Here is a 13,593-nt window from a genome sequence, read left to right as displayed (position 1 = left end):
CAGGACCTCGCAAACAGGGAGGTTAGCGTGTCCCTAATGATCAGTATCCGCCGGAAGCCGCAGGACGAGGTCGTGAACCGGCTCGGCCGCGTCCAGGAGGTGGCCCGCCAGGGCGCCGACAGGTGGCGCCAGGGCGCCTCCGTCGCGGCCGAGCGGATCGGCCCCATCGCGAACGAGCGCGTGTTGGTCGTCCGCGGATGGAGCGCACCGAGGCTCCGGCAGGCGGCCCGGTATGTGGAGACCGGGCTCGCCCCGCGGGTGAGCACGTTCCTGAGTGACGTCGCCGGACGGGTGGAGCCGCCGAAGCGGACCAAGCCCGGTCGCGGCGCCCTCATGGCGATGATGGGCGTGGTCGCCGCCGTCGGCGTTGTCGGCGCGGTGGCGACGCGGCGCGGCGCCATCCGCGACATGGCCAAGGGGTCGGGCGAGCAGGCGCACAGCGCCACCTCGGCCGACTCCATGACGGTCAGCGGCGCCGACGTCGACGGCCAGGTGCATTCGCCGCACTGAGCACGCAGGAGGAGGGGCCCGGCCGCACGGCCGGGCCCTTCTCCGTCCCCGTGCGGCCTCCGATGGCTACCACCCGGTACGGTGAACGCCATGTCGCCGAAACGCCCCCTGCGGCAGGTACTGGCGGACCGCGCGAGGCAGCGGGCCCGCCAGGGCGTGCACACGGCAGTGCACCGCGCCTGGGAATGGATCCAGCGGCACGGGGAGATCACCCCGCACACGCCGGGCCGCCGCCAGTTCGCCTACCTGGGCGAGGGCGCCTGCATCGGCTTCCCGACCGGCAGCATCTACGGCGAGCCCTGGATCTCGATCGGCGACCACACGCTGGTCGGCACGCACGTCACCATCTCCGCCGGCTTCGTGCCCGGCCTCGACCTCGGCCCGGACGTCATCGTCCGGATCGGCGCGAGCTGCTCGCTCGGCCGCGGCACCCACATCGTCGGCCACCAGTCCATCGACATCGGCGACGACGTCTTCACCGGCCCGAACGTCTACATCACCGACCAGAACCACACCTACGGCGACCTGCACACCCCGATCGGGCGGCAGTGGCCGGAGAACAACCCGGTCGTGATCGGGGACGGCTGCTGGATCGGCACCGGGGCGATCATCCTGCCCGGCACCCGCCTCGGCCGCAACGTCGCGGTCGCCGGGGGCGCCGTCGTCCGCGGCGAGTTCCCCGACCACTCGGTCATCGGCGGCGTGCCCGCCAAGATCCTGCGCAGCCACGACAAGGAGAACGGCTGGCAGCCGCCCCTGCGCACCGACTCCCTCATGTCGCTGGACGAGCTCGCGGCCCTCTCGGTCAACGGCCTGGAAGGCCTCCAGATCCTCCAGGACCGTCTGCGGGCCGAGTCCGCCGCCCGGGACGGCGACGTCCTGAGCGAGGAGGCCGGCTGACCGTTCCGCCCCCGCCGGGCGGACAGGACATGCGAAAGAGCCCCGCACTCGCGTGCGGGGCTCTTCCGTGGTCGGTCAGCTGGTGCGGGCGGTCCGGCGGTCGCCCCCGAAGGAGGCGCCGCGGCGGTTGCCGTGGGAGCCGCCGCCGGTCCGGGGACCGCCGCGGCGCTCGCCGGAGGAGAAGGAGCGGTGCTCGCCTCGCCCGCCCTCGCCGTCGCGGCGGCGGTTGCCGCCCTCGCGGTCGAACGTGCGGGGGCCGCGGCCCCGGCGCGCGCCCGGCCGGCCCCGGCCGCCCTCGCGGCGCGCGGGGCGCTCGGGGATGAGCGGCTCCTCGATCGGGATGCCGGACGGCTGCCGGGCCCCGGTCAGCTTGACCAGCTCGGCGTCGCCGGTGGTCACCCGGGTCCGGGGGGCGTTGATGCCGGCGCGGCGCGTCATCGCGGACGTGGAGCGCACCTGGTGCGGCAGGACGAGCGTGACGACGGTGCCGCGCTCGCCGGCGCGGGCGGTGCGCCCGGCGCGGTGCATGTAGTCCTTGTGGTCGGCGGGCGGGTCGACGTGCATGACGAGCGTCACGTCGTCGACGTGGATGCCGCGGGCGGCGACGTCGGTGGCGACCAGCACGCTGATGGAGCCCTCGCGGAACTCGGCGAGGGTGCGGGTGCGCAGGCCCTGGCTCTTGCCGCCGTGCAGGCCCGCCGCGCGGACGCCGGCCTGGGTGAGCTGCTTGGCGAGCCGGTCGACGCCGTGCTTGGTGCGGGCGAACAGGATCGTCCGGCCCTCGCGGTTGGCGATCTCGGCGGTGATGGCGCCCTTCTCCTTGGGCGCCACGAGCAGCAGGTGGTGGTCCATGGTGTCGACGGACTCGTCCACCGGGCCGATCGCGTGCGTGACCGGCTCGTTCAGGTACCGCCTGACCAGGACGTCGACGTCCTTGTCGAGGGTGGCGGAGAACAGCAGCCGCTGCCCGCCGGGCTGGGCGGCGTCCAGGATGTCGGTGACGTCGGGCAGGAAGCCCATGTCGGCCATGTGGTCGGCCTCGTCGAGCACGGCGATCTCGACGTCGGACAGGTCGCAGGCGCCCTGCCGCATCAGGTCCTTGAGCCGGCCCGGGGTGGCCACGAGCACCTCGACGCCGCGGCGCAGCGCGTCGATCTGCTTGAACATCGAGGTCTGGCCGATGACGGTCTTGAAGCGCAGGCCGAGCCCGCGGCCGAGCGGCTCCAGGTTCGTCTGGACCTGCTGGGCCAGCTCGCGGGTCGGGACGAGGATCAGCGCGAGGGGGCGCTTGGGGGCGGCCTTCCGGCCGGAGAGGCGGGCGAGCAGCGGGAGCCCGAACGCCAGGGTCTTGCCGGACCCGGTCTTGCCGCGCCCGAGGACGTCGCGGCCCGACATGACATCGGGGATCGCGGCGGCCTGGATCGGGAACGGGGCTTCGATGCCCTGGCGGGCCAGAGCGCTCACCAGCACCGGCGGGAGGCCGAGCTCGGCGAAGGTGGGAACCGTCTCCTCGTCCGCGATGGCGGGCATGGTCGGGTTCTGTGCAGCAGCAGCTGTGGTCACGCATTACCTTCCGAGAGGGGGCACGTCTCGGGAGGCACCTCAGTGGGCGTGGCCTGCAAGGACGAGCCTGGCGCCAGCGGCGGCGCCGAAGATTGATTCCTAGAGTCTAACGTCGTCGGGGAACGACCTTATGCCCCATCCCGGAAGGAACATTCGTCACTTCATACTCAGCATGCACACGAAACGCCGTCGACGGGGGCCGTGAGCGGGTCCGGGGAACGCCGGGTGACGGCGCCGCCACCGGTCTCCACCGGGCAGCCCTCCCGCGCCCAGTACTCGAATCCGCCGAGCATCTCCTTCACCGGGCGGCCGAGCTTCGCGAACTCCAGCGCCGCCTTCTGGGCGCCGTTGCAGCCCGGCCCCCAGCAGTAGACCACCACGGTCGCGCCCTCCGGGACGAGCGCGGCTGCGCGATCGGCGATCTCTGCGGTGGGCAGGTGGACGGCGCCCTGGACGTGGCCCTGCGCCCAGCTCTCGGCGCTGCGGGTGTCGACGACCACGAGGCCGGGCGTCCCTTCGGCGAGTTGGGCGGCCACGTCCGACACGTCCGTCTCGAACGCCAGGCGGGCGGCGAAGTGCCGGAGCGCCTCGTCGGCGGTGGCGGCGGGCGCCTGCGTCGCCGCGGGCGCCGGGGTGGCTGTGTTCATCTGCGAGCTCCTTAGGAACGTGAGAACTCTCTCTCGTGGCCATCTCGATCCTCGGGTTCGCGGCCGCCCGTCCGGAAGTGGCGTGAATGCCGCCTATCGCTAAGATTTCGCCATGCGTCTCGCTTCCCCCTCCCGCCGGCACACGGTGTCGGTGCTGGTGTTCGACGGCATGGCGCCGTTCGAGCTCGGCACGGTCGTCGAGGTGTTCGGGCTGCCCCGGCCAGAGCTGGACGTCCCCTGGTACGACCTGCGGGTCTGCTCGCTGGAACGCGGACCGATGCGGGCGGTGGGCGGTTTCACGATGACGGCCGAGCACGGGCTGGACGCGTTCGCGTCGGCGGACACGGTGCTCGTCGTCGCCGTCCCCGACGTCCGCGCGGACCCGCCGCCCGAGGTCGTCGCGGCGCTCCGCGAGGCGCACGCGCGGGGCGCCCGCGTGGTGTCCATCTGCTCCGGCGCCTTCGCCCTGGCCGCCGCGGGGCTCCTGGACGGACGGGCGGCCACGACGCACTGGCGGTATGCCGACCTGCTGCGCCGCCGCTACCCGCTCGTCCAGGTGACGCCCGACGTCCTCTACGTGGACGGCGACGACGTGCTCACCGGGGCGGGCAGCGCGGCGGGGCTCGACATGTGCCTGCACCTCGTCCGCAAGGACCACGGCGCCCGGGTCGCCAACGCGGTGGCGCGGCGGCTGGTCGTCCCGCCGCACCGGGACGGCGGGCAGGCGCAGTTCGTGGAGGCGGCGGTGCTTCCGCCGGAGGAGGACGACCCGGTCGCGCGGGCCATGGCGTGGGCGCTCGACCATCTCGCCGAGCCGATCACCGTGTCCCGGATGGCACGCGAGGCGTGCCTGGCGCCACGCACGTTCCTGCGGCGCTTCCAGCTGCGGACGGGGACGAGCCCGCTGCGCTGGGTGGTCGGCCAGCGGGTCCTGGCGGCGCTGCCGCTGCTGGAGGAGGGCGGCGCGCCGATCGAGGAGGTCGGCGCGGCGGTCGGCTTCGAGAGCCCGGCCACGTTCCGGCACCACTTCGCCCGGACGATGCGGACCTCGCCGTCCGCCTACCGGCGCACGTTCCGGGCAACCGCGGGCACCTGACCGCCGGCGGACGCGCCCCGGACGGCCCGGCCCAGAGGATCCGACGTCCGGGCCGGCGGCCGGCCGCCCGAGCGCCTCAGGCGCTGTGCGGGAGCGGAGCCTGGCGGTCGATCTGAGCAAGGCCGCCGAGGGGCGAGGGAGGCGGGAGGCGGGGCCCCGCGGGGCTTCGGCCAAGGTAACCGTCCGGTTACGGCCATCAACCGGGGAGTGCCCCCGGAGTTCCCTGACCAGCAGAAGTCACCGATGTCAGGAGCTGGTTGCGCCGCGACCACGGCGCTCGGGCACGGGCGGGCCGCCGGCGGGGCGGCGAGGTCAGCGGGCCCCGGAGGCGTCCAGGGCGGACGGGGGGCCGATCCGGGCGGACGCCCGCAAGATCATTTCGGACGGGACCGAAACTTCGGACCCCGCGCCGGGAAAGCCGGCCCTTGGCACAAAGTTCCAGATCAATCGTTGATCGGTGGCCCGGGCCTTTGTTAATCTGCCCCGGCAGTCAACGGAAGCGGCCTCTTACTGATCGTGAGAGACCAAATCCACTCCGCCACGTTTGTTCATCCCGCCAACAAATGAAAGCCGTTCTAGGTGACCCTGGCCGACACAATCGGCCGCGCAAGCCTCCAGCTACACCCGACCCTTGAAGTAGTCAGGTGAACGGTACAAATTAATGACAGTGCAACCACAGGCGGCTCCCGCCGCGCCCCGCACCGGCGGCACCCTCGGAAAGCGGATCCTGGCATTCGCCGGCCACCCGCTGTTCCGCGGTGACGCCCATGTCGTCCACGACCGCAACCCCTACCGCCGCATGCTCGTGCCCGGCTCGCTGGCCGAGTCCGACTTCGACCTCCCGCCCGGGCCCGCCGACTGGTCGGCCCATCGATCGCTCGCCGCACACCGGCTCCTCGGCACCTTCTACGAAGCCGAGACGGTGCTGCTCCCCGAACAAGGGCTCGACGGGCTGTACGAAGATTTCGATCTCTTCTACGGCCCGCAACTGAAGGAACTCCGGGAAACCTCGGTCTCGGCGCTGGAACGTTTCGCGTTCGGCTGCCTGGACGACGCGGTGGACGTCAGCGGCGCGGCCACTCCCGAGGTGCTGGAGGCCTACTTCCAGCACGTCGTGGACGAGGCCGCCGCCGGGCCGTCGCCCGCGCTGACCGCCATCGCCGGCGCCCGCGACAAGGAGAGCGCCGCCGACCTGTACCTGGTGCAGCTCGCGCTGGACGGCCTCACCGAGGCCTCCGCGATGTCGCGCAACCTCGCCGGCGCCTACGGCCCCGAGCAGTCCGCCCTATTCAAGATCTTCATCGACGAATTCGGCTACGGGGTCTACGACGCCAAGCACACCACGATCTTCGCCAAAATGCTGCGCAGCCGCGCCATGGCGACCCATGTGCACGCGTACTGGAACTTCTACCTGACCGGTCCGCTGGCGACGAACAACTACTATTACTACCTGTCCCGCGACCATGCGAAGTTCTTCCGTTACGCGGGTGCCGTCACCTATGCGGAGGCCGTTTTCGCGCCCGCCTTCGTGGAAATGGTCAAGGTCTTCCGCGGCATATTCGGCGACGCCGTCGATCTGCATTACTGCGACGAGCACGCGCATATCGACGAGCACCACGGCCGCATCACCAGGGACCAGGTGCTGCTCGCGCTGGCCAAGCGGCACGGCCCGCGCGTCGTCCCCGAGCTGCTGCGCGGCATCGCGGAGGCGCGGCTGGTCGGCGGCTGGTTCGAGGACGACACCGCGGCGCAGATCCGCTGGTCGGACGACCTCCCCCGGCACCGGGAGCTCGCCGGTTCGGCGCGGACCGGGTCCGAGCCGCCCGAGCGCGTCGCGCTGACTCCCGAGAGCCCGTTCGGCACGCGCACCCACGACGGCGACATCGTCCTGGAGGTGGAGCGCGGCGAGGCCGACCTCGTCACGACCCCCACCGGACCGCCGGAGCGGCTGGCGCGCGGCGACTCCGTGCTGATCCCCGCCGGACGCCTCTACGGGATCCGGTCGGCCACGCCGGAGACCGCCTGCCTGCTCCACGCGGTGACCCCCGCCACGACCCCCGCCTGACGCCTCCCCCTCTCCCGCTCTCCGCTCTCGACGCTCCCACCGAGACTCCCGTCTCTCTTGCCCCGCCTGACTGCGCCATGCCCAGTGCCGACCCCGCCCGTCACCGGAGCGCGCCCGAAAGACAAGAGGAGCCGATGGCCCGCGTCATCGTGATGGATCTGAGCCGGCACAACACCGTGATGGTCGGCCATGACCGCTACTTCGTCCTGCACGAGGGCGACCGGTCGCTGCTCGTCCGCGACCACTGCCCGCACCGCGGCGGCCCGCTCAGCCTGGCCCGCCGCACCCCGGACGGGCGGCGGCTCAGCTGCCCGTGGCACGGCACCAAGGTCGGCGTCTCCGCCGTGAAGCGCTCCTGCCTGCCGATGGTGCGCAGCGGGGACGAGGCCGTCGTCGTCCTTCCGGAAGACGACGCCCCCGTTTCGGTCGTCCACAAGGAGATCCTCGCCAACCTGCCGCCCGACCCGACCCACGACGAAGGGGCCGAGAGCCGATGAACAGCGCACAGCCGCAGACGCAGGGCGCGGTCACCGAGATCCGCGACGGACTGGAGCTCGGCGAGTTCCTCAGGTGGGGGCGCGAGCTGCACCACCAGGGCCGCTACGAGGACGCCGCCAGGGCCTTCGAGCTGATCCTCGGCATGGACGCCGACAACCAGGAGGCCCTGATCGGCCGCAACCGGGCCGTCCGGCGCTCGGTCCCCCGCTGGCACTGGGAGATGCTGCACGACGAGGAGCGCGCCGAACTGTACGACCGGGCGATCCGGCAGGCGGTGGCGGCCGCCCCGGGTGCGATGGTCCTCGACATCGGCGCCGGTTCGGGCCTGCTCGCGATGATGGCGGCGCGGGCCGGGGCGCGGGACGTGGTGGCCTGCGAGGGCCAGCCGTCCGTCGCCGAGACCGCGGCGCGGGTGGTCCGGGTGGCCGGGTACGACGACGCGGTCCGCGTCGTGTCGAAGATGTCCACCCGCATGACGGTGCCCGGTGACCTGCCGAGGCGCGCCGACCTGCTGGTCACCGAGATCGTCGACTGCGGGCTGCTCGGCGAGGGCATCCTCGGCACGATCGCGCACGCCCGCGAGCACCTCCTCGCCCCGGACGCGACGATCATGCCGTCGCGGGGCCGGATCATCGCGCAGCTGATCGAGAGCGAGCCGCTGCACCGCAAGAACCACGTCGGCAAGCTGTACGGGTTCGACCTCGCGCCCTTCAACCGGCTGTCCACGCTGGAGTACTTCGACTCCCGGCTCTCCAAGCACGAGCACCGGACGCTGTCGGAGCCGATGACGGTGTTCGAGTTCGACTTCTACACCGCGGACGCGCGGCCGCAGCGCACCGAGCTGACGGTCCGGCCCACGGCGGCGGGCACGATGCACGCGGTCGCGTTCTGGTTCGAGATGGAGCTGCTGCCGGGGATCGTGGTCGACAACGCGCCCGAGCACGACTCGCACTGGAAGCAGGCGATCCAATGCCTGCCCCTCCCGCTGCACGTCCAGCCGGACCTGCCGGTGTCGCTGGTCGCGGCGCACGACGGCGAATGCGTCCGCTTCGAGGTGGAGTCCGAGGAGGTGGTCGCGTGACCGCCGCCATGGAGGCGACGGGCCCGGCGGCGGGCGCGGCGGCCGTGCGCGCGCCGGCGGCCCGCATGGTGACGACGGGCACGGCGCCGACGGCCGCCGCGGCGAGCGCCCTCGCCGCGTACTGCTCGCAGCCGATCTTCCGGCCGGGTCCCGAGGTCTACATCGAGGGCAACCCGTTCCGGCGGCCGATCGGCCCGCCGGGCGCCGGCGACCGGGACTTCTCCGTCCCGGCGACGGAGGCGCAGTTCCTCGGCAGCGGGCAGCTCATCGCGGGCCGCGTGCTGTGCAACGCCTACGAGAGCGACATGATCCTGCTGCCGCCAGCTGGGCTGGCCTCCGCGAAGGACGACTTCGAGATCTTCTACGGCGACGAGGTGCGGGCGCTGCGCGACGCCGTCCGGCCGGGCCTGGAGCGGTACGCGTACTCCTTCCTGGACGACGCCGTCACCGCCCCGCCGGTGCGGACGCTGGACGAGCTGCAGGCGTACTTCCTCACCGAGGTGAGCGGGGCCGGGGCGCCCGCCGACATGACCGGGAACAACCCGGCGGTGGACGCGGCGGCCGAGGTGACCGGCACCATGCGGCTGATCACCGAGTGCCGGCGGCCGGAGGAGGCCGCGGCGCTGCACCTCATCCAGCTCGCGCTGGACGCGCTGACCGAGGCGTCGGCGATGGCGCGCAACCTCGGCGGCTCCTACGGCGTCGAGCAGTCCGAGCTCTTCAAGATCTTCAACGACGAGTTCGGCTACGGGGTCTACGGCGCCAAGCACAGCACCATCTTCAAGGAGATGCTGGCCAGCGTCGGGCTGCGCACCGACCTGCACGCCTACTGGAACTTCTACCTGACCAGCTCCCTGGTCGGGGTGAACTACTTCAACTGGCTCACCGAGGACCACCGCGGCATGTTCCGCTACATGGCCGCGGTGACCTACCTGGAGTGGCTGTTCGCGCAGGGGTTCGCCGACACCGGCGGCATGCTCCGCGCCGTCTACGGCGACCGCGTGGACGCCAAGTACTGCGACGAGCACGCGCACATCGACGTCCACCACGGGCGGATGACCTACGAGAACCTGCTGCTCGGCCTGGCCCGCGCCCATGGCGAGCTGGTCATCCCCGAGCTGGTGCGCGGCATCGAGGACACCAAGCTCCTGCTGCGCCTGGGCGACGCCGACTTCCGCGCGCAGATCGCGTGGGCCGACAACCTCGACCGGCACACCGAGGCGGGCGCCGCGCTGGCGTCCTCCGCGATGGACGACGCCGAGACGAGCACGCTCCGTCCGGACAGCCCTTTCTGTACCGGCGTGTACGACTCCGACCGGCTCGTGGAGGTCACGGGCGGCGAGGTGGACGTGTACGCGTGGGCGACCGACCACCCGCACCGGCTCGGCGCGGGCGACGTGCTGCTGGTGCCGCGCGGCCGCCTGCACGGCCTGAAGGCCGCCTCGCCCGAGGCCCGGGTCACCGTTCGTTCCGTCGAAAGGACGTCCCTCGATGACTGAGACCGCACCGCAGGCCGCGCCGTCGGCCGGATCGTCCTCGCCGGTCGGCTCCTACAACGAGTGGGACCCGCTGGAGGAGGTGATCGTCGGCGTGATCGACGGCGCCGCCGTCCCGCCGTGGCATCCGGCGATCGAGGCGACCGTCCCGCCCGAGGCGTGGGAGTTCTACCGCCGCAACGGCGGCGGCGGCTTCCCGCAGGAGCAGGTCGAGGCGGCCCGGGAGGAGCTCGAAGGGTTCGTGGCGATCCTGGAGGGCGAGGGCGTGACGGTCCGGCGCCCCGACCCGGTCGACCAGTCCCGCCCGTTCGGGACCGCCGACTGGACGTCCACCGGCGGCTCGTCGCACACCTTCCCCCGCGACATCGCGCTCGTCGCCGGCGACCAGATCGTCGAGGCGACGATGGGCTGGCGGTCGTACTACTTCGCCACCCACCCCTTCCGGACGATCTTCAAGGACTACTTCCGGCACGGCGCCCGGTGGGTCGCGGCGCCGAAGCCGCAGCTCACCGACGCGTCCTTCAACCCCGACTACGCCGCGGCCAAGCCGGAGACCATGTCCCTGGACGACCCGTTCCCCGACGCAACCTCCGTCGTCACGGAGTTCGAGCCGATCGTGGACGCGGGCGACTTCATGCGGTTCGGCCGCGACATCCTCGTCCAGCGCAGCCACGTCACCAACCGGTTCGGCATCGAGTGGGTGCGGCGGCTGCTCGGCGGCGAGTTCCGGGTGCACGAGGTCGCGTTCGCCGACGACCACCCGATGCACATGAACGCCACGTTCGTCCCGCTGCGCCCCGGCCGGGTGCTGATCAACCCCGAGCGGGTGCCCGAGCTGCCGGAGATGTTCGCCGGCTGGGACACGGTGGTCTGCCCCGAGCCCGCCATCCCCGCCGACCAGACGATGTACTTCTGCAGCCGGTGGATCGCGATGAACACCCTGATGCTCGACCAGGAGCGGATCTTCGTCGAGGCGCAGGAGACCGAGCTGATGCGGGTTCTGGAGAAGGAGGGGTTCACTCCCATCCCCGTCCCGTTCCGCACGGTCAACACCTTCGGCGGCGGCTTCCACTGCGCCACCCTCGACGTCCGCCGCCGTGGCGGGCCCGAGGACTACTTCTCCTGACAACCTGCGATCGAGGTCCGCATGTCCTATGACCCGCCCGCGGGCGATGAGCGTCCGCTCCTTCTCCTGGTCGCGAGCAGCTACTGGGTCTACCGCGAGTACATCCTGAAGTCGGTGTCGCAGCGGTACCGGCTGTGGCTGCTCAACCCGACTCCGGCGAGCTGGGAGGAGCCCTACATCGCCGGGCACACCGTCGTCGACTGCCTCGACCTGGACAAGCTGACGGCGGCGGCGCGCGATGTGGCCCGCGACCACGAGGTCGCCGGCGTGTTCTGCTACGACGAGGTCTACATCGAGGCGTCCGCGCACCTCAGCGCTGCGCTCGGGTTCCCCGTCCTCGACCCCGTCGCGGTAGCGCGCTGCCGGGACAAGTCCGCCACGCGGGAGGCGCTGCGGGACGCCGGGTTCCCGCAGCCCGCGTCCCGCGCCGTGTCGTCGCTGGAGGAGGCGCGCGCGTTCGCCGGCGAGATCGGCTACCCGGTCATCGTCAAGCCGCGCAACCTCGGCGGCAGCCTCGGCCTCAGCAAGGTCGAGAAGCCCGAGGAGCTGGAGGCCGCGTTCGCGCTCACCGACGGGACGCGGCTCGGCGGCATCCGCCAGTTCGACGACTACGTGGTCGTCGAGGAGTTCCTCGAGGGCCCGGAGATCTCCGTCGAGTGCGTCCTGTTCCGGGGGGAGTGCACGCCGCTGATCGTGGCGCGCAAGGTCCTCGGCGGCAGCGGCACCCTGGCGTTCGAGGAGATCGGCCATGACGTCGACGCCAACGACCCGCTGCTGTCCGACGCCGGTTTCCGCGACATGCTCGCCCGCGTCCACGCGGCGGTCGGGTTCACCGACGGGTACACGCACATCGAGTTCAAGCTGACCCCGGACGGCGCGAAGCACGTCATCGAGATCAACGTCCGGCTCGGCGGGGGGATGATCCCCTACCTCGGGCTGCTGACGTCCGGTGTCGACGGGCCGCTGGCCGCGGCCGACGTGGTGGCGGGCCGCCGGCCGGACGTGGCGTTCCCGAAGCCGCCCAAGGCGGCGTCCATCCGGTTCGCCTATCCCCCGTACGACATGGAGATCACCTCGGCGACCGTGGACAGGGAGCCGATGCGCCCGCCGGTCGCCGAGGTGGAGCTCGCCGTGCAGCCGGGCTGGCAGGTGCGGCTGCCGCCGAACGGGCTGGCCCGCTGCGGCTACGTGATCGCGGTCGCGGAGACGCTGGAGCGGACCCGCGCCGCGATCCCGGACGCCGGGCGGTACTTCACGTTCGAGGGCACCCCGCTGGAGCAGGCGCCATGACGTCCGCGGAGCACCCGACGATCCTCGCGACGCTGCGCGAGATGAGCGGGACGGTCCGGATCCTGGTCCTCGGGAACCTGATCAGCAATCTGGCGGCGTTCCTCAACGCGTTCCTCGTGCTGTTCCTGACCAGCGAGGGCTTCAGCGCGTGGGAGAGCGGCGTCGTGCTGACCGCGCTCATGATCGGCCGGATCTCCGGGTCGGCGGTGGGCGGCGCCGCCGCGGACCGCGTCGGGTACCGGTGGGTCATCGTCGGCTCCATGGCGGGCACGGCGGTGCTCACCGCGGCCCTCGTGCACGTGCCGAACATGTGGGTCGGCGCCCTCGTCGCCGGGGGAGCGGGGCTGACCGCGACGGCGTACCGCCCGGCGGCGATGGCGTGGGTGGTCGAGCTGACGCCGAAGGACCGGCACGTGATGGTCTTCTCGGTGCTGCGGCTGACCTTCAACGTCGGCTCGACGGTCGGCCCGATGGGCGCCGCGCTGCTGCTGACCTACGCGTCCTACGGCGCGCTCTTCTACGTGGACGCGGCGACGTCGCTGGCGTTCGGCGTGGTCGCCTACCTGGCGCTGCGGTCGGACGCCGAGCCCGAGGCCGCCGGCGGCGGGTCCGGCAAGGACCGCGCCGGCTACGGGCAGGTGCTGGCCGACCGGCGGTTCATGCTCGTCGTGCTCGGCCTCTTCCTCACCGCGATGACCTACATCCAGTCGTCGGCCGCCCTGCCGCTGTTCGTGACGGGCTCGGGCCACGACGAGCGGGTGTTCGCGATGCTGCTGACCGTCAACGGCGGCATCGTCATCGCCTTCGAGGTGCTGCTGTCCAAGTGGCTGCAGCGCCTGCCGATCGGGGTGCCGATGACGCTCGGCATGGCGATGCTCGGCGCCGGACATCTGGTCTACACCGGCCCCACGCCGGTGGCGCTGCTCCTCCTCGCGACGGTCGTGTGGACGTTCGGGGAGATCATCGCGGCGCCGTCCATGATGGCCTACCCCGGCCTCGTCGCGCCGACCGCGCTGCGCGCCCGCTACATCGCGGCGGCGACCATCCCGCAGCAGGTCGGCTACGCCGTCGGACCCATGATCGGTGTCGCGGCGTGGCACGCGTGGGGCTCGGGCGTCTGGGTGCTGACCGGGGCGTTCGGGCTCGTGGGCGCCGCGGCGGTGGCCGCGGGCGCCGGGCTGGGGCGGCGGCGCCCGGCCGAGGAGCCCGGCCCGGCCCTGGAGCCGGCCGCCGCGGCCGAGGCCGGCGATTGAGGCGGGACGACACGGCACGGACGACGGCGGCGGCGCCCGCGAGGACGACCCCCGCGCAACGAACGGAA

12 protein-coding genes are annotated in these 13,593 nt (G+C 72.4%); 10 read left to right on the top strand and 2 right to left on the bottom strand.

Features of this window, described 5'->3' with window-relative positions; all coding sequences use genetic code 11:
* Positions 1-36 precede the first annotated feature (36 nt).
* Together ABWI07_RS25235 and ABWI07_RS25230 are read left to right on the top strand one after the other, a co-directional pair.
* On the top strand, positions 37-510 hold the full coding sequence (locus ABWI07_RS25235; protein ID WP_353820007.1) for a hypothetical protein: 474 nt from the start codon (positions 37-39) through the stop codon (positions 508-510).
* Positions 511-600: 90 nt separating this feature from the next.
* Positions 601-1,410: an acyltransferase gene (locus ABWI07_RS25230; RefSeq protein WP_149262720.1), complete on the top strand. Its 810-nt coding sequence runs from the start codon at positions 601-603 to the stop codon at positions 1,408-1,410.
* Between the two features lie 75 nt (positions 1,411-1,485).
* Here the strand turns inward: ABWI07_RS25230 and ABWI07_RS25225 are convergent, their stop codons facing one another.
* Together ABWI07_RS25225 and ABWI07_RS25220 are read right to left on the bottom strand one after the other, a co-directional pair.
* Positions 1,486-2,940, bottom strand: a complete 1,455-nt coding sequence (locus ABWI07_RS25225; protein WP_149262721.1) for a DEAD/DEAH box helicase — start codon at positions 2,938-2,940, stop codon at positions 1,486-1,488.
* 200 nt (positions 2,941-3,140) lie between these two features.
* Positions 3,141-3,620 carry a rhodanese-like domain-containing protein gene (locus ABWI07_RS25220; RefSeq protein ID WP_149262722.1) on the bottom strand — a complete coding sequence of 160 codons (480 nt, stop codon included), beginning with the start codon at positions 3,618-3,620 and terminating at the stop codon, positions 3,141-3,143.
* A 112-nt stretch (positions 3,621-3,732) separates the two neighbouring features.
* Here ABWI07_RS25220 and ABWI07_RS25215 point away from each other — a divergent pair, with 112 nt between their 5' ends.
* From ABWI07_RS25215 to ABWI07_RS25180, 8 genes are all read left to right on the top strand, one after another.
* Complete coding sequence (locus ABWI07_RS25215; protein ID WP_149262723.1) at positions 3,733-4,716, top strand: helix-turn-helix domain-containing protein; 984 nt, start codon at positions 3,733-3,735, stop codon at positions 4,714-4,716.
* 667 nt (positions 4,717-5,383) lie between these two features.
* Positions 5,384-6,781 (top strand): iron-containing redox enzyme family protein, encoded by a 1,398-nt coding sequence (locus ABWI07_RS25210; RefSeq protein ID WP_160161094.1) that lies wholly within the window; start codon positions 5,384-5,386, stop codon positions 6,779-6,781.
* A 134-nt stretch (positions 6,782-6,915) separates the two neighbouring features.
* Positions 6,916-7,278, top strand: a complete 363-nt coding sequence (locus tag ABWI07_RS25205) for a Rieske 2Fe-2S domain-containing protein (RefSeq protein WP_160161095.1) — start codon at positions 6,916-6,918, stop codon at positions 7,276-7,278.
* Positions 7,275-8,360, top strand: a complete 1,086-nt coding sequence (locus tag ABWI07_RS25200) for a 50S ribosomal protein L11 methyltransferase (RefSeq protein WP_353820005.1) — start codon at positions 7,275-7,277, stop codon at positions 8,358-8,360. Before ABWI07_RS25205 ends, ABWI07_RS25200 begins: the two co-directional genes overlap by 4 nt.
* The gene (locus tag ABWI07_RS25195; protein ID WP_353820004.1) at positions 8,357-9,859 is read left to right on the top strand and encodes an iron-containing redox enzyme family protein; all 1,503 of its coding nucleotides are present in this window, start codon (positions 8,357-8,359) and stop codon (positions 9,857-9,859) included. The genes ABWI07_RS25200 and ABWI07_RS25195 overlap by 4 nt, the downstream gene beginning before the upstream one ends.
* Positions 9,852-10,982, top strand: coding sequence for a hypothetical protein (locus tag ABWI07_RS25190; protein ID WP_353820003.1), 1,131 nt, complete (start codon positions 9,852-9,854; stop codon positions 10,980-10,982). Before ABWI07_RS25195 ends, ABWI07_RS25190 begins: the two co-directional genes overlap by 8 nt.
* A gap of 21 nt (positions 10,983-11,003) precedes the next feature.
* The gene (locus tag ABWI07_RS25185) at positions 11,004-12,272 is read left to right on the top strand and encodes an ATP-grasp domain-containing protein (RefSeq protein ID WP_353820002.1); all 1,269 of its coding nucleotides are present in this window, start codon (positions 11,004-11,006) and stop codon (positions 12,270-12,272) included.
* Entirely contained in the window at positions 12,269-13,525 is a 1,257-nt protein-coding gene (locus tag ABWI07_RS25180) for an MFS transporter (RefSeq protein ID WP_149262730.1), read from the top strand. Before ABWI07_RS25185 ends, ABWI07_RS25180 begins: the two co-directional genes overlap by 4 nt.
* The last annotated feature ends 68 nt before the right edge of the window (positions 13,526-13,593 follow it).

Origin of the sequence: Actinomadura sp. NPDC000600 (genome assembly GCF_040492135.1) — a bacterium.
Taxonomy (GTDB): Bacteria; Actinomycetota; Actinomycetes; order Streptosporangiales; family Streptosporangiaceae; genus Spirillospora.
Note: the sequence above shows the minus strand (reverse complement) of the source record. Positions and strands in the feature narration are given on the sequence as shown.